Source organism: Acinetobacter sp. V116_7 (assembly GCF_056735735.1).
Genome location: NZ_JBWZIF010000011.1, coordinates 148,745 through 171,683, shown reverse-complemented (window position 1 = coordinate 171,683; position 22,939 = coordinate 148,745). Strand labels below are relative to the sequence as shown.

The window sequence follows — 22,939 nt, the reverse complement described above, 5'->3', positions numbered from 1 at the left end:
GGCAAAAAGAGCTGTGTATTTTCTTTTTGCCTCATTTTTTATAATAAGAAATTCTCTAAAACCTCACGAACTGTCTCGGAAATTAGCACAGTCTTACGCGTTTCGCGATCAACAAACACATGCACAAAATGCCCTTGAGCTGAGGCTTGATCTTGACCTTGTTTAAAGATTGCCAATTCATAACGTAATGAAGTCGTACCGATTTTACCAATCGCCACACCTACCTGAATAATTTCTGGAAATGATAACTCTTGTAAAAAGCTACAAGCTGAATCAACCACTAAGCCAATTGACTTTGCTTCATGAATATCAAAACCTGTTTCTTGAATGAGCAAAGCATTGGCTGCTGTATCAAAGTAGCTATAGTAAGTCACATTATTCACATGACCATAGATGTCATTATCTGCCCAACGCGTTTGAATATCTAAAAAGAACTTAAATTGAGCTCGGGTTTTTAAAACGGGTTTAGTCATTAATGAATCGCCTGATAAATTGCTAAAGCAGCGGCTTCTGTCATGTCACGCGGGTTATTTTGTAGCAAGCGAGTTTGTAACATGGCATCTTGTGCAAGCCGAGGTAAGCTCGACTCATCAATACCCAAATCTCTAAGTTTTAAAGTTAAACCACTACGGTCCAAGTGGTTCTGCATATGGTCAATAAACAGATCACACAAGCCATCAGTGCTACCATTACTATATGGATCTAGCCATTGCATAAGCTCCGCATAGTATTTTTTTGCATTAGGTGCATTAAATTTTAATACTTCGACCAACACTAAAGCATTGGTATGCCCATGCGATAAATGAAAATGTCCGCCTAATGGGTAAGCTAAAGCATGCACAGCAGCAACAGGCGAGTTTGCAAACGCTTGACCCGCGAGCATTGAACCAAAAAGCATGTTTTGACGTGCTTCTAAATCATTACTATCTTTAAGAACTTTCGGTAAGTTATGATTTAACAACTTCAAAGCATTTTTAGCTAAAATATCGGTGTATATATTCTTCTTGTGTTTAGAGGTATATGCCTCAATAGCATGTACCATCGCATCGATACCTGTTGCAGCGGTAATATGTGCTGGAAGGTTTTGAGTAAAAGTAGCATCAAGAATCGCAGTGTCGGCGTACAGTACTGGAGAGACAATCCCCATTTTTGTTGTCTCGCCAGTAGTCACAATTGAAATAGGCGTTACTTCAGAACCTGTACCCGCTGTCGTTGGAATCAAAATAAGTGGTAGGCGAGCAGTGGTTACTTGGTTTACGCCGTACATCTCTTGCAAATTTTGAGTTTGGTTGGGGTGGGCGAGTAAAGCGATTACTTTTGCAACATCTAAAGAACTGCCACCACCAAAACCAATGATGGCATCTACATTTTGCTGTTTTGCATAATTGGCTGCATCTAGTACTACTTGTTCAGGTGGATCAGCCTGCACATCTGCATAAATGTCATATTCAATATTGAGCGTATCTAAAATTTGAAGAATAGGCAGATGTAATTGATTTTTGACCATGCCTGCATCTGTGACTAGCAATAAATTACGGTAAGCTTTTGAAAACAAAACATTCTGTAATTTTTGTATAGAGCCTAAGCCAGAGATGATATTTGGGACGGTTTGAAATTGAAAATGGCTCATATACATTATTTCCTTATTTTTGAAAATTATTGTTGAACTGTTCTATAAGATTCAATCTTCAAATAACTTAGCATAAGACACCTTAAAATAAAGTAGTTCTGAGGCGATTATGTTGAGTGTTATATGAGATAAGCACTATTTTCATGTGGTCAGAGTCAGATGATAGACGGAGATCATGCAAGTAATTTAAAAGATCATCGAAAGGTGGGCTTTTTGTTATTTATAGGGTTATGTAGATTTTCCTGAAGGCTGCTAATTCATATAATGTCTTAACAATTTATAATTTTATTCGGTTCAAAAAATGAAAATTTCTAAGACTTTACTTAGTATTATTGGATGCACTTGCTTCATGCTGAGCTCCGCAGTAATGGCTAAAACTAGCTCTAGCGTCTATTCACCAAAAAAGGGTGTAATTTGTGACAAATATATTTGTGCTGACAAGAAGGGTGTATCTAAAAAACTTACCGCCAAATACTTAGGAACTCACAAAGCCAACAGAGCATTCTCTCAAGGCGATTTTGATACTTCAGCATTTACACTCTCAAATGGTGTGTTCTGTGATACCAAAATGAAACTATGTCATGTCGATCGATATTTTGAGAATGGGCACCGTAGCAAGATTGATAGAACTATGACTGATAAATTATTTAAAAATAAATAATTTTTGTCTTCATGTTGCTTAAAAGCCCATAATATTTGGGCTTTTCTCTAGAAAATATAAGATAAAATAGATTACTAATTAAAAACTATATAAGCTCTGAAAAATCAGTTTTTTATTTAGGTTTTCTGAATATATAAATAAAGACTAGTTTAATAAGTTGTATTACCGGCATTGAAAAATTTTATGGGTTTGCAATTATGAAGAAGGTAGCATTTGTTTTAATTAATGCGGACTCTTAACACATTAAATTCTTAATTATCATAGATGAATAGAATAGTAAGGCAAAATAATTATCGAATTAATTAGAAAATCAGAGATGTTATTGAAAATAGTTAACTACCCGTATGTTTGTCACTTATCGGATTTTATAAAAATATTTACCCACTTGTTTATACTAAGTGTTCAAAATAAAAACAGGATAATGATATGAAAAAGATAATACTAGCGACAATAATGAGTTTTGGTGGAGTAGGGAGTGCTTTTGCAGAATGTACTTATAACTTTGATGCAACGCTAACTCAATTACAATCTTTAGGTAATACTTCTGTTCAGAAGTTCCCAACTATTACAGGAAATAAGTTTTCCTATAAGACCTCTCAGCAAAGTCCCATTTATATGGCTTACAGTCAGGACTATCTTACAAGAGTATTAGCCGCAAATGATTCTCAGGCTTCGCTCTATACGCGTGGTGACAAAATACTACCGACAACTGGAATTATCGCTTTTGAATATAAAATTAAAGTTCCAACATTAGGTAATACAGGCTATGTAAATATTTTCCCGGCTTTATCTGGTGGAATCATGCAGAACGGTAAGGCTGTACATTTTATAGTGGCTTATCAACATGGTCCCACAACTAATAATTTTTATATTCAAACGACTTCAAATGATAGTGCATTAGTTTCTAATGGATTTAATTTAGCTCCTGAAGTTACTTCTGATGGTTATCAAAAGATTGGTATCTATATTAATCAGAATTCTAATCAAGTTGGTTTAGTTTTTAATGGGGTTAACAAAGGTTATTTTGCAACGTTTCCTTCCAAACTAGATAACTTGTATTTTTCATTAACCTCTAATTTTTATGATTTAGCCGTAACTGATGTAAATAAAGATGTTTCGATTGAGTTTCTACTTGATCAATCAAAAATTACACAAAGTTATCCGACTGGTACTAAAGATATTTGTGGAGTAGCTTTATAAAAAGTCTGTTAAATTTAAAAAAATTCTCATCAGCCACTTTCGAGTGGCTTTTTTACAGTTAAACGAAAGTGAGATGAACAGAACAAATTATTCCTTATTTCTGCGAGGAATGAGTTTCAATACCAGATTATTAAGATCTATGACTTGATTAGATGAATCAACAAGCTTTAATTTGAGTTGATCATCTGAATTCTTCTTAAAAACTTTCACGACATCTTTATCTGCTTCAATAAAATTACTACCAGATTCAAGCATGGCAAGCAAAACAATATTTAGACTTTTACCTTTTTTGGTGAGTAAGTATTCTTTACGTTCTCGTACACCCACTTCTTTATAAATTGATAGTTCAAATATTTCTAATTGAATGAGGTGTTTTAGACGATTAGATAAAATTTGCTTCGATATACCTGTATTTTCTAGAAAATCATTAAATTTCGTTACGCCGTAAAAAGCTTCTCTCAACAATAGGATCGTCCAACTATCGTTCAATATCTCAGCAATTTTGAAGATTCCACATACATCTACTGAAAATCTATGATCTGGAATAATATTTGACATTCTAGGGAGCTCCAATTAACATGAGTCTATAATTTAGACCTAGACTTAATTCAGGTAGCATTATGCCATTTATAAATATACAAACTATAGAGGGTTTACTAGATAAAGATAGTAAAGCCGAGCTTTTTAAACGAATAACAGATTTATTTGTAGAGATAGAAGGAAAGGGAAATCCAGCTTTTCAAGAGCATGTCTGGATTCGAATTGATGAACATCCACCTGAACAGTGGCAATTAGGTAGCTTAAGGCCAACGAAGGAAATGATTGAGTTAATTAGTAACGTTAAATGATTGTTTTGGGCCTTTTACTAAAGCTGTATTAGAAAATCATAAGTTGTACATTAAGTAGTTGCTATTCTTTTTTAGGATTTAAAGCTCATATAATTATTAATAATGTGAGTATCTACTTTGTTGTAAAAGCTCTCTTCGGAGGGCTTTATTGTTTTATTCAAAATTAGAAGGGCAGCTACTTTATCGACTGATTTATCAACTTTTAATCTATTGATAAACATTATTTTCCTTTTCAAGCCATGTGAGTTTTGACAAAATGCAACACGTCACAATGGTCAATTCGATTCTGACAATCATTGATAGTTTTGTCAGGGTTTTACATGCTCCATATTAATTTCTATTTAATTCAAATGTTTGGAAGTAGTTTCTAATGGAAACACAATATAAGGTGTTATGCGTCTGTTTAGGAAACATTTGCCGTTCTCCCACGGCTGAAGTGGTTTTCAGACATTATTGTGATGCACATCAACTTAATGTCATTGTCGATTCAGCTGGAACGAGTAATTATCATCCAAATAAAGCACCTGATCAGCGTAGTCAGTTGCACGCTAAAAAAAGAGGTTATGACTTGTCGTCTTTACGTGCAAGGCAGCTTTCAACACAAGACTTTTTAGAGTTTGATTTGATTTTGGCAATGGATCACCAAAACTTTGATGATATTCATGACATGCTACAAAGCGCGGTTTCTCAGTTTGGTACTCATCAAATTCGTGCAAAAGTAGCTTTAATGAGTGAGCATGATCCTCAATATCTACAACAAGCCTTACCTGATCCTTATTATGGTGGTGCTGATGGCTTCGAGCGCGTACTTGACCAATGTGAGTCTAGTAGTTTGGCGTGGATTAATATTTTAAAAAAACAATTGAATGTTTAAGAATAGGTTTTTCAACACAATGCAAATTCAGAATCAGATACAGCTTAAACCATTCAATACATTAAGTTTAGATGCAACAGTTTCACATTACACAAAAGTCGGTAATATTCAGGATATTGAAGAAGCTTTGGATTTTGCTAAGCAGCATCATTTAAATGTACTTGTGTTATCGGGCGGTAGTAACATGTTGTTGCCGCAGCAGATCAATGCCTTAGTGATTCATCTTGATATTCAAGGAATTGAAGTTTTATCTGAAGATCATGATTTCGTTCGGGTTAAAGTAGGTGCAGGTCAAGTCTGGCACGATTTTGTTTTATATAGTACAAAGCAAAATTGGTTTGGTTTGCAGAATCTAGCGCTTATTCCAGGCTTAGTAGGTGCATCACCTGTACAAAACATTGGTGCTTATGGAGTAGAGGTCGGTGAGTTTATTGAGTCGGTACAAGTGTATGACCGTAAATTAAAAGAAACTCAGTCAATTTTAGCGGCTGACTGCCATTTCGCTTACCGCCATAGTATTTTTAAAGATGATCCGAACCGTTATATCATCACGCATGTCACTTTTAAATTACTTAAACAGCCAAATTTAAAACTTAACTATGGTGATTTGAAGCAAGCAGTTGGTGATAATCAGACTGCTGAGAACTTACAAAATCAAGTGATTCATATTCGCCAAAGTAAACTCCCCGATCCAAAACAATATCCAAATGTAGGGAGTTTCTTTAAAAATCCGATTGTTAATCCTCAAGAATTTGAACGTCTAATCACACAATTCTCAACAATTCCACATTATCCTCAAGCTAGTGGAAACGTTAAAATTGCAGCAGGATGGTTAATTGATCAGGCGGGTTGGAAAGGGAAGCAACTCGATATGGTAGGGATGTTTCATAAACAGGCATTAGTTTTGGTGAATTATGCCAATGCATCTCTTACTGATGTAAAGAAAACTTATCAGGCTGTACAACATGATGTTGATCAGCGTTTCCATATTATGTTAGAACCAGAGCCTGTGCTTTATAACAGTTTAGGTTTAATTGAAAATCATACGGAATAGTTTTATGCCAAAAGTACACTTAATGGTACGTTTAGTACAAGTAGTCACCGTGCTATTTGTACTATTAGGCTGTTTCGTGGTTTTTTTATATTCGCCGTTTTATTCAAAATTAATTGTAGCTGGACTTAATTATTTTGTACCGGTTGATGTGAATCAAGTCGCCGCTGAAAGTCAGAGACAAGCTGCATTAAGTGAACATGATAATTTAGAGCCAGGTTCAAATCTATGGATTGCTCGTCAAGCGTATTTAAAGCTGACTGAAAAAGCTTTACGTGAAAAAAAGACAACAGATCTGACCTATCTTCAAGAAAACTATAAGGCTTTGCAGCAAATTATTCTTTTAGAAGAAAAGGAACAAGATTCAGAGGCAGCCGCTTCTGTAACGGTTCCTTTAGTCGTGAAAAACTCAGAAATTGATGCTGCTGATGAAGCAAGTAGCCCAATTGATGAAGCACTCTTTATTAATAGTTCAGAAAATAAGGCCCTTACAGAGCAATATACCGAGTTTTTAGCACGAAAACCTGTAGTGCCAGAACACCAGAAAGCTGTGAGCGAACCTGAACAGAAAATCGAGTATGTTCGTAAAAATCCTTTACCAGCTCCATCTAAAAAGTTATCACAACCTTATGCAATTGTTGTTTTAGGTGGTGGTTTGACTCTTGATAAAAATGGAAAAGATATTGTAGTTAATGGCTATACACGCTTGAGACTAGAAAAAACCTTAGAAGTTGAAAAACAAAATCAGCTTCCTATTGTACTGAGCGGTGTTGAAGCGCCTTATATGCAAGCTTGGTTAAAAGAGCGCGGCGTTGATGCAAAGTTACTAGAAAAACGTAGTATGAATACTTGTGAGAATACAAGATTTAGTTCTCTATTGCTTCAGAAAAAGGGTGGAGCACCGACGGTCATGTTGGTTACAGATGAATACCACATGCCGCGTACTCGCCGACTATTTGCTTTAAATGGTATAGAAACCATTCCTGTTGTGGCTCCAATGCCAACACCACTGACACGCTGGCAACCAAGTGTGCAAAATTACGATCATAGCCGTCGTGCAAATTATGAATTACTTGCGACAATTCGCGACATGTTGTTTGGTTCAAGTGATTGTCGAGAGGTACCTTAATGTCAGATATCCCATTTCTCAATCCTGCCGTATTAAAACAATTAGATTTGCCGGTTCCTAACCGTGATCTTACGCCACAGGTTTTAAGTCCACTTAATTTAAATACATTAGAAGAACCATCTCGAGATTTACTGGCTTACCGTAAGTTATATGGTTTGCATTTACTTGAATGTGATCATTGGCAGGGCTATGTTCAAATGCCTTTGTTTCGATTACATGTGCAAGTTTTCAAGCCTAAAGTAGAGAAAATACAAGGTACTGTCTGCTTATTACATGGCTATCTTGAGCATAGTGGTATTTATCAGCCTATTATTCGTGAAATTCTTGAACAAGGCTTTAGTGTCATTACCTATGACTTACCAGGGCATGGTTTAAGCAATGGCTCACCAGCAAGTATTCAAAATTTTGATCACTATCAACAAGTGCTGATGGCTGTTTATCAATATGTAAAACATGCAGATCAGTTACCAAAACCTTGGGTAGGAATTGGACAAAGTACGGGTGGCGCAATCTGGATGCATCACTTATTGGAATATGCTGAAAAACGCCAAGATCCGATTGTAGATAGAGTTTTGCTACTTTCTCCTTTGATTCGTCCTGCAAAAACAGCATGGTGGCATAACCCAGTTGGATTGGGCATTATTCGCCGTATTAAGCGCCAAGTACCGAGACACTTTAGACGTAATAATCATAATCCTGAATTTTTACGTTTCATTCGTTTAAAAGATCCTTTGCAACCTCGAATGATGGGTATGGACTGGATTTTGGCAATGTCTAAATGGATGCAAGAAATGGAAGAGCGGCCAGCTTGTCGTATTCCCGTCTGGCTTGCACAAGGTGCTCTCGATCAGACCGTTGATTGGCGTTACAACATTGAATTTATTCGTCGCAAATTTAGGTTGCAAACGTTATTAATGCTAGAAGAAGGATCTCATCAATTAATTAATGAGCGTGCGGATATACGTGCAGCTTTAACGGGATTGATTCCAGCATTTTTACATGCAAAGCCAAAACATTTTTATTATTAAAAAATAATGCATCTATCCAAAAAATGGATAGATGCATGACTTAATCTTTGTACTTTATTTTGAATTTTGATAAAGCTGCATAAAGTTTTTATAAACCGAAGACTGCTTTTGTGGACTATACATATTGCGTTCGATTGTTCCTTTATCCGTTTTTATCAAAACATTTACATTTTGAGCATTTTTAAACTCTTGTAAGAATTTACTTGGAATAACAAAGAACGTTGTAGAATGTTTAGGAACTAATCGGCTCACATTCGTTTTTTCAGTTGATTGAGCGGGTTGATAGTTAAATCGTTTCCCATCAATATCAAATGTTAACTCGTTAATATCATAAAAGTTATAACTACTACTTAAATGAACATCTACACGAAGCTGATCTTTTTGATTTTCGTTCCATTTCACGAGCAAGCTTGGGCATAGTTCAGTTGGTGAGCAGTTTAGCTGACCCGCTGTCTTTACCTCTTTAGGAGCTGTTGTACTAACCTGTGTGGTGCTACAAGCCGCTGTAAGTAGACATGAACCCAATAAGAGTAGAGATTTCTTCATCATATAAATTCCAAGAGAGTATGCTTAATATTATTTATGTTAAGTGTAGTAAATTTTGACATAAATTAACGCATAGATGGGCTTAAAAATACAAATGGTTTTGCAATTTTAAAAGAAGAAGTTGCATCACCTGCATATATATGGCTTTGATCAGGGCCTAAATCTAGTCTACGTGTTTTACCATCTTTGAAATTAATCTTTTTCAAATCAACCCAAAACACATTGGGCGATAGGGCAGACTCGAAAAAGTAAAGCATCTGTTTATGATCGGCCACAGTTCGCCAGCGAGTTGAAGAGATATTCGGTTCTTCTTGAGTATTTAGTCCATAGGGAACAGATGCATTTCGAATGACACTAAATACAGAGGCTTGAGCCTGTTTACTATCATCATTTTTAGGAATTGCATTAATGTAAAAAGAAGCACGTGCAAAGCGATCAGATGCTCGGTTTGTACCGGGGAGCATGATTGTTCCACCAATTTGTTTCCAATATTCGGCAAGTGCAAGTTGTTTATCGAAAGTAGGCGAGTTAGTCATGACTTGATAGCTGCGACTATGATGAATCACTTGTTTTCCACCAATATATTCAATAATTGCGCTATCACCTGTTTTGTCAGAAATAGATAAATGTAGGGTAGTGAGGCGTGTTTCGCCTGGGACATTATCGGTCACAATCGTGTAAGGTTCTTTTTCTAATGCTTTAACGGCTTCATCGACAGTTGCGAAATTATCGAGTACATATTGAGCCCATGCCGCAATACTGAGTAAAGGCTTATCCGTTTTTTTCACATCTGGGTATTGAGACTCCACTAACCATAAAATATTAGCAACCAAGCCAGCTTCATTCATTCCATCTGTTGTGGAAACTTCATAGCCTGTGGCAATTACACTTCCATATTTAGACGTCCATTTTATTGAATTGGAGCCTGCACTACCGTCACGACTAACCCCGCTTGGCATAATCCACAAATTTGTACCCGTATCAACTTTCCAGTCCATTGAGCGAGCAGTAATAATATGTTGGTTATTGCCTAAATATACGGCACGTGTACAAGCAACAGCATAGCTACTTAAACCTACTGCTAGTGCGACAAAAGAAGAGATGAATGATTTTTTCAACATGATGAGATACCTTCTTGTTATAAGCATTAAAAAATTTTTATTAAATAAAATTAAATTGTGTACGTTATTTATACTTTTATATTAGGTGAAAAATCTATTAAAGACAAATTAAAAGGGGAATGAAATTTGAGGGGAAATCACATATTCAATTCAAATATGGAAGAGCATCACACTCTAAATGTAATGCTCAACATATCAAGTTAATATAAATTAAAAGTGATTAGCATCTGCCATATTCCACATCCGATAATAAAAATTATCATCGTCATTATTAAGTTCAGACTGTAAAAGTTCGCCTTCTTTTAAGAAAAAATGCAATTGAGCATAGTTCTTAATTTCACGGTCGTTTACTCGCTGAGCCAAATGATGAGCTTTAATATCAGAAGGGTGACGCAAACCAGCCGCAGCAATCATTTCTGATAATGCATGCAATGTATTTTTATGAAAATTAAATACTCGTTCTGATTTTGTGGGTACATCAATTGCTTTTTGACGGTCTTTATCTTGGGTTGCAACACCTACAGGACACTGGTTAGTGTGACAGCTTTGTGCCTGAATACATCCAACAGCAAACATGAAACCACGTGCTGAATTAACCCAATCTGCACCTAACGCAAAAGTACTGGCAATATCGAAGGCACTAATGATTTTACCACTTGCACCAATCTTAACTTGATCTCTTAGTCCTGCACCCACAAGGGTGTTATGAACAAAACGTAAGCCTTCACGTAATGGAGTACCAATATTGTCGCTAAACTCAATCGGTGCTGCACCTGTACCACCTTCAGACCCATCAACAACAATAAAATCAGGAACAATTTTTGTTTCTAGCATTGCTTTAACAATACTCATGAATTGCCAAGGCTGACCAATACATAGTTTAAAACCAACTGGTTTACCACCTGATAATGTGCGCAATTTCTGTAAGAAATGCATCATTTCAATAGGGGTAGAAAAACTAGAATGTTTTGCTGGAGAAATACAGTCATGATCGCGAGAAACGCCGCGGATTTGCGCAATTTCTGCGGTAATTTTATGTTTAGGTAAAATACCACCATGACCTGGTTTTGCACCTTGGGAAAGCTTTAGCTCAATCATCTTGATCTGTGGTAATTGAGATTGCTTGGCAAACTTTTGTTCGTCAAATTTCCCATCCAAAGTACGGCAGCCAAAATAACCGCTGGCAATTTGCCAAACAATATCACCGCCATTTTCCAGATGATAAGGGCTTAAACTACCTTCGCCAGTATCATGATAGAAACCGCCTAACTGCGCACCTTTATTTAAAGCACGAATCGCGTTGGCACTTAAACTACCAAAGCTCATGGCAGAGATGTTCATAATTGATGCACTATACGGTTGAAGGCATTGTGCATTACCCACCTGAATACGAAAGCTCTTTGGATCTGCTGGTGGGCAAGGGCTTATTGAATGGACAATGAATCGATAATTTTCTTGATAAACGTCAATGATTGAACCAAATGGTTTATCTGCATTTTCATTTTTAGCACGCTGATAAACTAGACTTCTTTGCATACGCGAAAAAGGTAGAGCATCTTGATCCGCTTCAATAAAGTATTGGCGAATTTCTGGACGTATATCTTCAAACAAAAAACGGAAATGCCCCATAATTGGGTAGTTTCTTAGAATTGAATGTTTATTCTGCAAAACATCGTAAAGGCCTAATAAACTTAGTGCACCTGTAAGCACCCATAACCCGTTAAGGAGAGTATCAGAAATAAAATAATAGATACTGTGAGGGGTGTATACGGTTCGAAACCAGGTGATGCTTAGTGCAGTAAAAATACATAAGAACCAGAGAGAATGGCGCGAAAAGAATGTATTGAGAAATTTATGTCGAATGATTTGTGCTGGACTCGCCATATTGGAACAAATTCCTAATGTTTTACTGGTACATACCTTGCCAAGAAGCAAGTGAAACTACAAGTGTGGAATTGTTAGTTTCAAGAGAAAACAAACAGTACAGCTGTGGTTCACTCAATTTAGAAATAGATTTTAAAAAAAGTATTTAAGCGATTATTAATATCTAATTTGGAGGTTTAGGAGATTAAATAAATTATCAAATACTTAATTATTAAATTGATATATTTTATAAATTTTTAGCTGTAATAAAGAATATTTCTATTAAGTATTTTCATTGAAAGGGATGTGGATTAATTGGATTTAACTTTAGATTTAATTAATAATAAATTTTTTATTTGTATATTTTTTGATTTAATTAATGTTGTCCTAATTAATTATTTTTTGCTAATATAAATAAATTGAAATATTTTTTTAATACACATTACTACAACTATATAAGATTCTAAAAAATCATTTAAGGACTGAAATGAATTGGAAACTATTAATCTGCTCTGTTTTTCTCACAGAGGTTTTGTTCTTAACTTTAATGTTCTATCTCGGTTTTGATCTAGATACTTTTAAAAAAGTCGCTTTAGTACAAAGTATATTAGTTGCTGCAACTTTAATATTCGACTCTATGGAAAGGAAGAATAATCCTATTTTTCCTGGATTTATCGTTTATCCCTTACTGGGTGTTTTTTTTGTTTTTGGGTTTACACCTATTCTAGATTTTTTTGCAGAAAGACCTAAAGGATTCCATAGTTGGGACATTAAAAATATTTTAGTAATGGGGTCGCAAAGTGCAGATTATCAATTTAGGGAGTTAGCTTGGTACGGTAAAGCCTATATACAGTTGGGTTTTGCTATGGGAGGTGGTTTTATTGGCTTGATTTTTCATTTAATTTTTAGAAATAGTTAAGCTAACACGAACTTCTTTTTGTAGGGGGAAATTGTGTAAGTACTAAAAATTCTTAAAAAAATCCTGGAAGTATCTATAAGTTACTTAGATTTCTTATTCATAAAATATTCTTTTCTTATTCATTTAAAATATATAGAACAATCAGTAGCTTACTTTTTGTTCATACTTTTTTTACCAAAAATTAAAAAAATATAAAATACTAAAAGTGATGGTAAACTTTAACTAATGAAAATCTATACTTTTTTTAGTAAAACTAACAAAAGTTAGATAAAAGTATCGAAAATCGTTATAAAAAGCATGATAAACCATAAAAATTTTTATAATTGAGAAATTCATCAGAAGTTGAATTATTAATTGATATTTAGAATGAAAGTTATGTTAGTGTTTTTGTTGTTTTTTTGTATTATGCGCCGTAAGTAGAGTAAAAAAATAACGCTTTGAAAAAACAATCAGAAAAGCTAGTGATTGTGATGGGGAAGGCTAGTTTTTACATCTATTAATTTTATTGGCGTAATGTAAAAAGGTTTTTAACCATGAAAAAGTCTCTCATTTTATCAGTAATTACTTTGGGTTTAATGTCTATCAATGCGGCAAATGCTGCAACTGCAACAGGTACTTTGACTGTTAAAGCAACAATTACAAATAGCTGTGTATTGAATACTTCAGCTACAGGTACAACAGCTAACGCAGTTTTAGATTTTGGTACTTTAAGTTCTCTTGCGAGCAACGTAGACGCAGACACCACAACGACAGGTGGTACTGCAATTAAAGTTTTATGTAACAACACCGTGCCATGGACTTTGGCTTTCGATGCCGGCAAAAATGCTCAAACGACTCAACGTCGTATGATCGGTGGTGCAACCAGCAACGAATTTATTCCTTACAACCTTTTCTCTGACACTAACCGTGCAACAGCAATTGGTATTGCAACTACTGCTTATAGCGGTACTGGTACTGGTGTGCCACAAACAGTTAACGTCTATGGTCGTATCCCAGCTGGCTCAACTTTACCAAGTGCTGGTAGCTATGTTGACACAGTAACAGTAACAGTGACTTACTAATTTTTAATAAGTTTTATTGTGTCATTGCTAGCTCTTGATTTAGAGAGCTAGCCTAATTTGAGAAAAGTCGTTCTGGGCAAATCATGAGAAAAAATATCTTTGTTACTACAAGTTTATTGTTATTTTTGCCTAGTATGCTGAATGCTGCATCAATTCGCCTTTCGCCTGTAAGTGTTGAAATATTAAGCGATCAAGCTGCATCCTCAATTAGCTTATATAACCAGTCGAATGAAAGCAGTGATTTGCAGGTGCGTGTATTTGAATGGCGCCAAAATGCTGGGCAAGATCAATTAATACCTACAGATGAGATCGCGGTTAGTCCACCATTTTTAAAATTACAACCTAATGATTCTTATAACTTACGTGTAGTTAGAATTAATCCAGTACCAGTTTCTGGTGAACAAACCTATCGTATAATTATTGATGAGTTACCAAAACCGATTGATAACCGTAAAGTGGATCAGGGAGTTAATGTACTACTACGTTCGTCATTGCCTTTATTTGTGGTCAATAAAGATGCAATTACTAAACTTACTTGGTCAATACAACAAGAGCAAAATAATTCCTCTCTTATAATTAACAATGTTGGAAATCGACATGCACTTTTAAGCAATTTAACGCTTGTTGATACAACAGCGAATAAAAGCTATGCCATTAAAGTAAATACAGTGAATGGTTATATTCTTGCTGGTAAAGCAAGAAATTTTAATATTAGCCCTGATTTTAAATTTCAAGCGGATCATAAATATAATATTTCATTGAATATTAACGGTAAGCAAACATCTCTTTAAAGAGGCACACATGAAATATCTCGTAAGTGCCTTATGTGTTATGTACTTGCCGATTCATGCTTTTGCGGAATCATTGCAAGATAGCACCAATGCTGCTTTACCAAGTATTCCGGAAGTTACAAACTCTTCTCATCAGGTATTCATTTCTGATAAGGCGTATACACAGCTTTTCTTAAAGATTTCTATTAATTCGAGTATTTCAACAGATTTGATCTCGGTGCGCCAAGATCAAGATAGAAAGCTGTATATCCGTTCTCGTGACTTGAAAGTTTTAAGGGTGAAAATGGATGAGCAGACTCCTGATAACCAATGGGCGTGTATTGATGAACTAAAAGGAATCCGTTTTAAATATCTAGAGAATGAGCAGGCTCTAAATTTGCAAGTTCCATCGAACATGTTGACGGATTATTCAGTTGACTTAAATGGCCAGCAGATTACTAGCCCTCATTTGCTGAAAATGAAGCCCTTAAACGCAGCTATTCTGAACTATAGTTTGTATAACACCATAACCAATGACGAGAATGTTTTCTCAGGTTCGGCAGAAGGAATCTTTAACAGCGCAATTGGTAACTTTTCTTCGGGCGTTTTATACAACGGTAGTAATGAAACGAGTTATAGCCATGAAAAATGGGTGCGCTTAGAAAGTAAGTGGCAATATGTAGACCCTGAAAAGATCAGGATATATACCTTAGGGGATTTTATTTCCAATAGTTCTGATTGGGGTAGCAGTGTACGTCTGGCAGGTTTCCAGTGGTCAAGTGCTTACACCCAACGTGGCGATATTGTTACCTCGGCACTACCGCAATTTTCAGGCTCGGCTGCATTGCCTTCGACTTTAGATTTATACGTTAACCAGCAAAAGATTTATTCAGGGCTTGTGCCTTCAGGCCCGTTTGATATTAAGCAGCTCCCATTTATTTCAGGCAATGAAGTGACGCTTGTGACTACCGATGCAACGGGTCAGCAGAGCATTACTAAACAGGCTTACTATTTTTCATCTAAAATTCTGGCAAAAGGCATTAATGAATTCTCAGTAGATGTTGGGGTTCCACGCTATAACTATGGACTGTATTCAAACGATTATGATGATGCCACTTTTGCTTCGGGTGCGATTCGATACGGTTACAGCAACTCGCTGACCTTAAGTGGTGGTGCAGAGGCTTCAACAGATGGTTTATCAAATTTAGGCACGGGTTTTGCCAAGAATCTGTTTGGTTTTGGGGTGATTAATGCTGATATTGCAGCGAGTCAGTACAAAGATGAAAACGGTTATTCTGCTCTAGTCGGTTTAGAAGGGCGTATCAGTAAGAATATTTCGTTTAATACCAGTTACCGCAAAGTGTTTGATAATTACTTTGACCTTGCCCGTGTGTCTCAAGTTCGATATTTAAAAGATAACCAGATCACGTCTGAACCACAGAACTACCTGAGCTACAGTGCGCTGGCAGATGAGATTTTTAGGGCAGGAATTAACTATAATTTTTATGCAGGCTATGGCGTTTATTTGGGCTATAACCAGATCAAATATAGCGACAATGCTAATAAATTAGTATCTGCCAATTTAAGCGGAAGCCTGAACAAAAACTGGGGCTTTTATGCATCAGCGTATAAAGATTATGAAAACCAAAAAGACTATGGCATTTACTTTGCGCTACGCTACACACCATCTAGCCGAGTCAATGCGATTACAAGTATTTCTAATGAAAGTGGTAAAACAACCTATAGACAAGAAATAAATGGATTTAGCGATCCACAAATTGGTGCATTTGGATGGGGAGGCTATGTTGAGCGCGATCAAGATGCGAATCAAAACAATGCTTCAATTTATGGTTCTTACCGTGCTCGTGCAGCTTACCTGACAGGTCGATACAACCGAATTGGGGATAACGACCAAGTTGCGCTTTCAGCGACAGGATCATTGGTTGCGGCAGCAGGGCGAGTCTTTGCGGCCAATGAAATTGGAGATGGTTACGCTGTTGTAACTAATGCTGGGCCACAAAGTCAAATTTTAAATGGCGGGGTAAATTTAGGAGCAACTGATGGAACCGGTCGATTCTTAATTGCAAATTTAAGACCTTATCAGCTTCATCATATCTATCTAGATCCATCATATTTACCTTTAGAGTGGGATGTTAAATCCACTAACCAAACAGCATTTGTAGGTTATCGCCAAGGAGCTTTGATTGACTTCGGCGCTCATCAGGTCATTTCAGGATTAGTGAAACTTGTTGACCAGAATAATTCACCTTTACTACCGGGTTATACGGTTCGAATTAATGGACAACAAAATGGAGTGGTTGGCTACGACGGTGAAGTATTTATTCCAAACCTATTAAAGCAAAACAAGCTTGAAGTCGATCTTCTGGATCATGGCTCATGCCAAGTTAGTTTTGCGTATGAAAATAAGCAATACAGTGCTAAAAAATTGGGGCCTTATGTATGTCGTTAACTACTGCGAGTCATAGTTTTTGGATGAAGAGTGAAAAGTTTTCATTGGCCATAAAGTATATTTTAGCACCTGTTCTGTTTTTTATATTATATGCATTTTTTAGCTCTGCACATGCGGCTTGTACGGTAACGGGAACAACTAATAGTACTTATACCTATACGGCTGCTACGATTAATAGTGACGCAAACATCAACTTCTCTGGCACGATTAGCTGTCTTGGAGGGCGTACTACTCCTGAAATTTCAGGTTATATGTGCATGAAAACCGTATTTACGGGAACCACAAATACTAATAACAGCGTTTCATTACCTTACACCGTCATAGCAACCGTAGGTGGCGCTGGATCTTCTACCACCAACCAAAGCTCAAATGTTTGGTATGGTCCAGTGAGAACGGTCGCTTCAAATAATATTATTAGTTACTCGGTAAATGTAAAAGTCCCAGCCCGCACAGGGTCTCTTATTGCCTATCCTAAAGGGACATATACGGGTACGGTTCAACTTTTTTGGGATATGCAAGCAAGTTCTAGTACTGTCTGTGAAGGTGATAGCGGAGGCGGATGGGACTCAGGCAATACCACTATCACTGCTAATTATGTTGTACCGAGTATGTGCCAATTAGACTCCACATCAAATGTAGATTTTGGCAATATCAATGATATTGGTACGACGAGTCGTGATTACACGGCACAAGGTGCAGTGAATACGACGTGTAACAATGGAACCTCATATAGTATTTACTTGGGTGATGGAATTAACCGTATTGCTGGAGGCTTTAGACGTATGACAAATGGTAGTAGTCAATATATCCCTTACCAGCTATATCAGAACTCGACTTATACTACGGTATGGGACACTACTGGTGGTGTAGCCACGGTTGGAGGTTCTGGAGGTGTTTCTAAAACAGGCTCAGGCACTGCCCAAAGTACAAATGTCTATGGAAAAATTCCGCAGGGTACAGCTATTTCAACGACACCTGGTAATTACTCAGATACGATAGTTGTTACAGTAACTTATTAATAATCTGTTGGAATTTGATATTGAGTCTGTTTTTATATTGGGTTGCTCATGAGATTTAGATTTGATTTTTTAATTGTTCTAATTTGAAGATGGTGTAAAAGCTTTTAAAGAAAAGATAGATGTAAAAAGGTGATCAACGGTAATGTTGTTTTAGAATAAGTAAAAATAGAAAAAGACAAATTAAAAAAATAAGAAAAAACATCTGATGAATAAATACCTTATGAATATTAAATGTATTTTTACACAAGTTAACAGATTGTACAAATTAAATTACAGTTGTCTTATATTCATTTAGTCTTTCTTATCAATAAAAAAAGCTTTTAGAGGCGAAGTTGGTTATTAATAATTTAGTTATTTGTATTGGAAAACAAAGTGTTAAAATTATGGGGTTGGGATGCTTTGAATATACAATTATCTCGAATTTTAACCTATTGAAACTACTAAGGTTTACAACTTGTTCCAACCACTTACAATCCAAACCAGACTCGGCGGATTCTACTTTTTTTACTATTCCATTGTTGGTACGTTCATGCCTTATTGGAATTTATATCTTCAAGATCAAGGGTTTAATTATCAAGAAATTGGTGTTTTATCATCAATTGCGATTGTAACTCGTTTTTTTGCGCCTTTAGTGTGGGGATGGGTTGCCGACAAATCTGGTAAGCGAATGCTGTTAGTGCGGCTGGCCACTTGGATGGAATCATGTATATGGTTAGCTATTTTTATAGTACCAAATACGTTTCAATCCATAGCTTTACTCATGCTTATTTTTAGCTTCTTCCAAAATGCTATTTTAGCTCAATTTGAAGGGGTTACTTTATTTTGGTTGGGTGATCAAAAAGCTAAACTTTATGGCAAAATTCGTAAGTGGGGATCTGTTGGATTTATTGTCGGTGTTTTTGTTATTGGTGCACTTTTGGAAATAGTACCCATTTCGATGCTTCCAATTTTATTATTAATTATTGCTTCATTAGCATTTATTTGGTCTTTTACCATTCGAGAACCGGATGGTGCACCTACCTCACAGAAAAAGTTAGAGCCTTTACTTCCTGTATTAAAGCGCCCGACAGTAGCTGCATTTTTCACAATTGAATTTATTTTACTTTTTTCACATGCACCTTTTTATAGTTTTTATAGTAACTTTCTGAAATCTTTGAATTTCAGTACGACTGAAATTGGATTTTTATGGGCAATGGGGGTTTTTGCTGAAATTTTTATGTTTTCAATTGCCTCAAAGATTTTTCAACGTTTTTCGTGGCGTAGTTTAGTCATTGTGTGTTTGCTTGTGACGAGCATACGTTGGATGCTTGTTGCACTATTTTCACATTACTTTGTTGGTCAGCTTTTTGCACAGTGTTTGCACGCTTTTAGTTTTGGTTTATTTCACTTAATTGCAATGAGAGTTATTTTTCAAAACTTCTCTGCTGGACAGCAAGGGCGTGGACAAGCTCTTTACAGTACCATGTGGGGACTGGGTGTAGCTTTTGGTAGTGTTCTGGCTGGGCATTTCTGGAAAATTCTTTCTGGTGAACTCATCTTTATGTGTGCCGGTGTGGTTGTACTGTTAGGTTTGTGCTTTGTAATGTGGCTTCCGAAACAAGTCGATTCTTCAGCTGCCTAAGCTTGAGATAATCTAAAACAAAGAATTTATATTGAAAAAAGCAAGTAAATATAAAATTGTTTGATGACTTGTTGTAGCACGTTACAGTTGAAAAATATTGTTTTTATATGGTTATGGAGCAGTGATTTTGTCAAAAAATATGCTAACTTAACTTCATGCGTTTAATGATTAATAAATCTATGAAAAATATTTATATTATTGGATTATTGTGGGCTTGTTCTGGTTTAGCTGTGGCAGAAACGGCTACTCAACAGCCAGCCGAACAACCCGTTCGGACTGCAAGTAATCCTAATGCTATACGTATTGTTACGCGTCCTGAAATTATGGGATTATGGGGAATGGAAATTCCAAATAATAAGAAATGTGTGGAATATTATAACTTCCGTAGTAGTAATGATGTAGTGATCAAAAGTGGTCAAGAATGGTCATACGGCTTATATGAATATCAACCATCTGATGACCCTAAAGAGCAGTTAGCTGCTTTAGTAATGCAAATTAAATTTGATAATAACAAAGTGGATTGTTCAGGTCAGAAACAAGATCAAACAGGTGATGTTTCTCAGTATTTTGTACAGTGGAAAAATGACCATACTATCAACTTCTGTTCAACCGCTAAGGGTGAGCAGTGTTTTGCGACTTTACGTAGAGTCCTACCATAGAGTAATAGATATAAAAAAAGCCTCTTACGTATAAGAGGCTTTTTTTATTATGCAGTTTCAGCTTTCTTCTTTTCTTCCAATTGCTTTAACAAGTGCTTTTCAAGGTAATGGATGTCCATTGCTTGAGAACAGAAGCTCTTATCTTGCAAAATGAGATCTTTATGCAGAGGAATGTTAGTTTTAATTCCTGTAAGGATCATTTCATCTAACGCTTGACGCATACGTGCAAGTGATGTTTCACGGTCTTTACCATGAGAAATCAATTTAGCAATCATAGAGTCATAGTAAGGTGGAATGCTATATTCTGGGTAGATATGAGAATCTAAACGAATACCAGCACCGCCTGGCGCATAGAAACTTTCAATTTTACCTGGTGAAGGTAAGAAAGTTGTTGGATCTTCAGCATTGATACGACATTCGATTGCATGACCATTAACTTTGATGTCTTCTTGTTGAAGCTCTAGTCCTAGGCCGCCTGCAATACGTAATTGTTGCTCAATAATATCAACACCAGTAACCATTTCAGTAACAGGGTGCTCTACCTGAACACGAGTGTTCATTTCGATAAAGAAGAATTCACCATCTTCAAATAGAAATTCAAACGTACCAGCGCCACGATATTGCATTAACTGACATGCATGAACACATGCTTCTAAGATATCAGCTCGAGCTTGCTCTGGTAGATTTGGTGCAGGTGCTTCTTCTAACACTTTTTGGTGACGACGTTGTAATGAACAGTCGCGGTCATATAAATGGATCGCATGGCCATTACCATCACCAAGAACTTGCACTTCAACATGGCGAGGTTTCTGTAAGAAGCGTTCCATGTAAACGGTATCATCACCAAACCACATTTCTGCATCGCGCTGAGCTGCTTGAACTGATTCAAGTAGTGTATCTACACGTTCAACAATACGCATACCGCGTCCACCGCCACCAGATGCCGCTTTAACAATAAGCGGGAAACCGATTTCTTTAGCTTCTGCAAGGGCATTGTGGATGGTTACAGCATGGTCACAACCAGGTACAGTAGGTACACCAGCTTTTTTCATGGCAACAATCGCAGAAACTTTGTTGCCCATAAGGCGAATGTGTTCTGGACGTGGACCAATAAAAGTAAAACCTGAACTTTCTACAATTTCAGCAAATTCAGCATTTTCTGAAAGAAAACCATAGCCGGGATGAATAGCATCGGCACCGGTAATTTCTGCAGCAGTAATAATTGCCGGGATATTTAAATAGCTATCACTACTTGCACCGGGACCAATACATACTGCTTCATCAACAAAACGTAAATGCATCAAATCTTTATCAGCATCTGAATAGATACCAACAGTCTTGATTCCTAATGTTTTGCAAGCCCGGGTAATTCGTAAAGCGATTTCACCACGGTTTGCAATTAAAACTTTTTGCAACATAGACGTCCCCGAGGTAATTACGCGCGATAACGGAATAAAGGTTGACCGAATTGGATTACATCGCCATTTTTCACTAAAATTTCTTCAACCACGCCACTTTGAGTTGCTTCAATTGGGTTCATGATTTTCATTGCTTCAATAATACCCAAAGTTTCACCAGCAGATACAGTTTGACCTACTTTAACAAATGGTGCTTCGCCTGGACTTGGGGCAGCGTAGAACACGCCAACCATTGGAGAGGTTTCAACTGCTCCACGTGGTGTTTTTGCTACTGGTGCTGCTGCAACAGGAGCTGCTGGAAGTGCTACACCAGCCGCAGCAACGACTGGACTACGGCGAGTTAAAGCGATTGATTGATCACCTTCTTTAACTTCAATCGCTTGCAAGTCAGACTCAATCATTAAATCGATGAGTTTCTTAATTTTGCGGATATCCATGGGCGACTATTCCTAAACTAGTTTGGGTTAGATGGTTGAATTTTTTCAATAGCGTAATCGAGTGCAAAACTATAACCTTTTGCACCAAGACCACAGATCACGCCAATTGCTTTATCGGATAAATATGAATGATGTCTAAATGCTTCTCTTGCATGGACATTCGACAAATGTACTTCAATAAATGGAATGGCAACGCCGAGTAGGGCATCACGTAGAGCAACGGAAGTATGGGTGAGGGCCGCAGGATTAATAATAATAAGTTTTACGCCTTCGGTTTGTGCCTGATGAATACGGTCAACAATGGCACCTTCCCAATTGCTTTGAAAAGTATCTAATGTAATTGATGCGTTTTGAGCTTGGATAACGAGTTGTTGGTTAATATCACCTAAGGTAAGATGACCATATACTTCTGGTTCGCGTTTTCCCAGCAAATTCAAATTCGGTCCATGAATCACCAAAATGGTCGAACTCATTCAGATTGCTCCAGCTCTAAAGTTGCAAATATTCTTTGCAAGATGTCTGCAAAGTTTGCTTATTATGGCATATGTTTCTACAATTTTTTTATAATTTGTTTTAATTGTCGCAGAAAGGGTATACCAAATTCGGCTTATATA

23 protein-coding genes are annotated in these 22,939 nt (G+C 36.5%); 14 read left to right on the top strand and 9 right to left on the bottom strand.

The window, feature by feature from the left end:
- Window positions 1-38 precede the first annotated feature (38 nt).
- Together AC1PJP_RS01515 and AC1PJP_RS01510 are read right to left on the bottom strand one after the other, a co-directional pair.
- Window positions 39-473 carry an acyl-CoA thioesterase gene (locus tag AC1PJP_RS01515; protein ID WP_479766404.1) on the bottom strand — a complete coding sequence of 145 codons (435 nt, stop codon included), beginning with the start codon at window positions 471-473 and terminating at the stop codon, window positions 39-41.
- Window positions 473-1,630 (bottom strand): iron-containing alcohol dehydrogenase, encoded by a 1,158-nt coding sequence (locus AC1PJP_RS01510; RefSeq protein ID WP_479766403.1) that lies wholly within the window; start codon window positions 1,628-1,630, stop codon window positions 473-475. The genes AC1PJP_RS01515 and AC1PJP_RS01510 overlap by 1 nt, the downstream gene beginning before the upstream one ends.
- Window positions 1,631-1,931: 301 nt before the next feature.
- On the opposite strand from AC1PJP_RS01510, the gene AC1PJP_RS01505 reads away from it, so the two are divergent.
- Both AC1PJP_RS01505 and AC1PJP_RS01500 read left to right on the top strand, forming a co-directional pair.
- The gene (locus AC1PJP_RS01505; RefSeq protein WP_479766402.1) at window positions 1,932-2,291 is read left to right on the top strand and encodes a YcgJ family protein; all 360 of its coding nucleotides are present in this window, start codon (window positions 1,932-1,934) and stop codon (window positions 2,289-2,291) included.
- Window positions 2,292-2,717: 426 nt separating this feature from the next.
- The gene (locus AC1PJP_RS01500) at window positions 2,718-3,491 is read left to right on the top strand and encodes a DUF4882 family protein (protein ID WP_479766401.1); all 774 of its coding nucleotides are present in this window, start codon (window positions 2,718-2,720) and stop codon (window positions 3,489-3,491) included.
- A gap of 87 nt (window positions 3,492-3,578) precedes the next feature.
- Here AC1PJP_RS01500 and AC1PJP_RS01495 read toward each other — a convergent pair whose 3' ends face one another.
- Window positions 3,579-4,049, bottom strand: coding sequence for a winged helix-turn-helix transcriptional regulator (locus AC1PJP_RS01495; protein ID WP_013197441.1), 471 nt, complete (start codon window positions 4,047-4,049; stop codon window positions 3,579-3,581).
- Between the two features lie 62 nt (window positions 4,050-4,111).
- On the opposite strand from AC1PJP_RS01495, the gene AC1PJP_RS01490 reads away from it, so the two are divergent.
- The 5 genes from AC1PJP_RS01490 to AC1PJP_RS01470 all read left to right on the top strand — a co-directional run bounded on the left by AC1PJP_RS01490 (window position 4,112) and on the right by AC1PJP_RS01470 (window position 8,421).
- Window positions 4,112-4,339, top strand: a complete 228-nt coding sequence (locus tag AC1PJP_RS01490; RefSeq protein WP_111854160.1) for a tautomerase family protein — start codon at window positions 4,112-4,114, stop codon at window positions 4,337-4,339.
- Between the two features lie 370 nt (window positions 4,340-4,709).
- Window positions 4,710-5,213 carry a low molecular weight protein-tyrosine-phosphatase gene (locus tag AC1PJP_RS01485; RefSeq protein ID WP_005306419.1) on the top strand — a complete coding sequence of 168 codons (504 nt, stop codon included), beginning with the start codon at window positions 4,710-4,712 and terminating at the stop codon, window positions 5,211-5,213.
- 19 nt (window positions 5,214-5,232) lie between these two features.
- Window positions 5,233-6,267 carry a UDP-N-acetylmuramate dehydrogenase gene (gene murB, locus AC1PJP_RS01480; protein WP_479766400.1) on the top strand — a complete coding sequence of 345 codons (1,035 nt, stop codon included), beginning with the start codon at window positions 5,233-5,235 and terminating at the stop codon, window positions 6,265-6,267.
- 4 nt (window positions 6,268-6,271) lie between these two features.
- Window positions 6,272-7,393, top strand: coding sequence for a YdcF family protein (locus AC1PJP_RS01475; RefSeq protein WP_107880867.1), 1,122 nt, complete (start codon window positions 6,272-6,274; stop codon window positions 7,391-7,393).
- Window positions 7,393-8,421 (top strand): alpha/beta hydrolase, encoded by a 1,029-nt coding sequence (locus tag AC1PJP_RS01470; protein ID WP_004791742.1) that lies wholly within the window; start codon window positions 7,393-7,395, stop codon window positions 8,419-8,421. The genes AC1PJP_RS01475 and AC1PJP_RS01470 overlap by 1 nt, the downstream gene beginning before the upstream one ends.
- A 54-nt stretch (window positions 8,422-8,475) precedes the next feature.
- On the opposite strand, the gene AC1PJP_RS01465 is transcribed toward AC1PJP_RS01470, so the two are convergent.
- The 3 genes from AC1PJP_RS01465 to AC1PJP_RS01455 all read right to left on the bottom strand — a co-directional run bounded on the left by AC1PJP_RS01465 (window position 8,476) and on the right by AC1PJP_RS01455 (window position 11,972).
- Window positions 8,476-8,970 carry a hypothetical protein gene (locus tag AC1PJP_RS01465; RefSeq protein WP_252612702.1) on the bottom strand — a complete coding sequence of 165 codons (495 nt, stop codon included), beginning with the start codon at window positions 8,968-8,970 and terminating at the stop codon, window positions 8,476-8,478.
- A 62-nt stretch (window positions 8,971-9,032) separates the two neighbouring features.
- A complete protein-coding gene (locus tag AC1PJP_RS01460) occupies window positions 9,033-10,088 on the bottom strand; it encodes a linear amide C-N hydrolase (protein WP_151989194.1) in 1,056 nt (351 codons plus the stop codon).
- A gap of 210 nt (window positions 10,089-10,298) precedes the next feature.
- Window positions 10,299-11,972, bottom strand: a complete 1,674-nt coding sequence (locus tag AC1PJP_RS01455) for an FMN-binding glutamate synthase family protein (RefSeq protein ID WP_004791750.1) — start codon at window positions 11,970-11,972, stop codon at window positions 10,299-10,301.
- 466 nt (window positions 11,973-12,438) lie between these two features.
- Here AC1PJP_RS01455 and AC1PJP_RS01450 point away from each other — a divergent pair, with 466 nt between their 5' ends.
- From AC1PJP_RS01450 to AC1PJP_RS01420, 7 genes are all read left to right on the top strand, one after another.
- Window positions 12,439-12,870 carry a hypothetical protein gene (locus tag AC1PJP_RS01450; protein ID WP_013197448.1) on the top strand — a complete coding sequence of 144 codons (432 nt, stop codon included), beginning with the start codon at window positions 12,439-12,441 and terminating at the stop codon, window positions 12,868-12,870.
- A gap of 533 nt (window positions 12,871-13,403) precedes the next feature.
- A complete protein-coding gene (locus AC1PJP_RS01445) occupies window positions 13,404-13,931 on the top strand; it encodes a Csu type fimbrial protein (RefSeq protein ID WP_479766399.1) in 528 nt (175 codons plus the stop codon).
- A gap of 83 nt (window positions 13,932-14,014) precedes the next feature.
- Entirely contained in the window at window positions 14,015-14,722 is a 708-nt protein-coding gene (locus tag AC1PJP_RS01440) for a fimbrial biogenesis chaperone (protein ID WP_479766398.1), read from the top strand.
- A 40-nt stretch (window positions 14,723-14,762) separates the two neighbouring features.
- Entirely contained in the window at window positions 14,763-17,171 is a 2,409-nt protein-coding gene (locus AC1PJP_RS01435) for a fimbria/pilus outer membrane usher protein (RefSeq protein ID WP_479766481.1), read from the top strand.
- Window positions 17,162-18,190 carry a Csu type fimbrial protein gene (locus tag AC1PJP_RS01430; RefSeq protein ID WP_198307755.1) on the top strand — a complete coding sequence of 343 codons (1,029 nt, stop codon included), beginning with the start codon at window positions 17,162-17,164 and terminating at the stop codon, window positions 18,188-18,190. The genes AC1PJP_RS01435 and AC1PJP_RS01430 overlap by 10 nt, the downstream gene beginning before the upstream one ends.
- A gap of 454 nt (window positions 18,191-18,644) precedes the next feature.
- The gene (locus AC1PJP_RS01425) at window positions 18,645-19,811 is read left to right on the top strand and encodes an MFS transporter (RefSeq protein ID WP_479766397.1); all 1,167 of its coding nucleotides are present in this window, start codon (window positions 18,645-18,647) and stop codon (window positions 19,809-19,811) included.
- A gap of 155 nt (window positions 19,812-19,966) precedes the next feature.
- Window positions 19,967-20,470 carry a hypothetical protein gene (locus AC1PJP_RS01420; RefSeq protein ID WP_004791762.1) on the top strand — a complete coding sequence of 168 codons (504 nt, stop codon included), beginning with the start codon at window positions 19,967-19,969 and terminating at the stop codon, window positions 20,468-20,470.
- Window positions 20,471-20,517: 47 nt separating this feature from the next.
- Here the strand turns inward: AC1PJP_RS01420 and accC are convergent, their stop codons facing one another.
- The 3 genes from accC to aroQ are packed head-to-tail and all read right to left on the bottom strand — an operon-like array spanning window position 20,518 to window position 22,798.
- Window positions 20,518-21,888 carry an acetyl-CoA carboxylase biotin carboxylase subunit gene (gene accC, locus AC1PJP_RS01415; protein WP_004791764.1) on the bottom strand — a complete coding sequence of 457 codons (1,371 nt, stop codon included), beginning with the start codon at window positions 21,886-21,888 and terminating at the stop codon, window positions 20,518-20,520.
- A gap of 17 nt (window positions 21,889-21,905) precedes the next feature.
- Complete coding sequence (locus tag AC1PJP_RS01410; RefSeq protein ID WP_004791766.1) at window positions 21,906-22,325, bottom strand: acetyl-CoA carboxylase biotin carboxyl carrier protein; 420 nt, start codon at window positions 22,323-22,325, stop codon at window positions 21,906-21,908.
- Between the two features lie 17 nt (window positions 22,326-22,342).
- Window positions 22,343-22,798, bottom strand: a complete 456-nt coding sequence (gene aroQ / locus AC1PJP_RS01405) for a type II 3-dehydroquinate dehydratase (RefSeq protein WP_004791768.1) — start codon at window positions 22,796-22,798, stop codon at window positions 22,343-22,345.
- Between the last annotated feature and the right edge of the window lie 141 nt (window positions 22,799-22,939).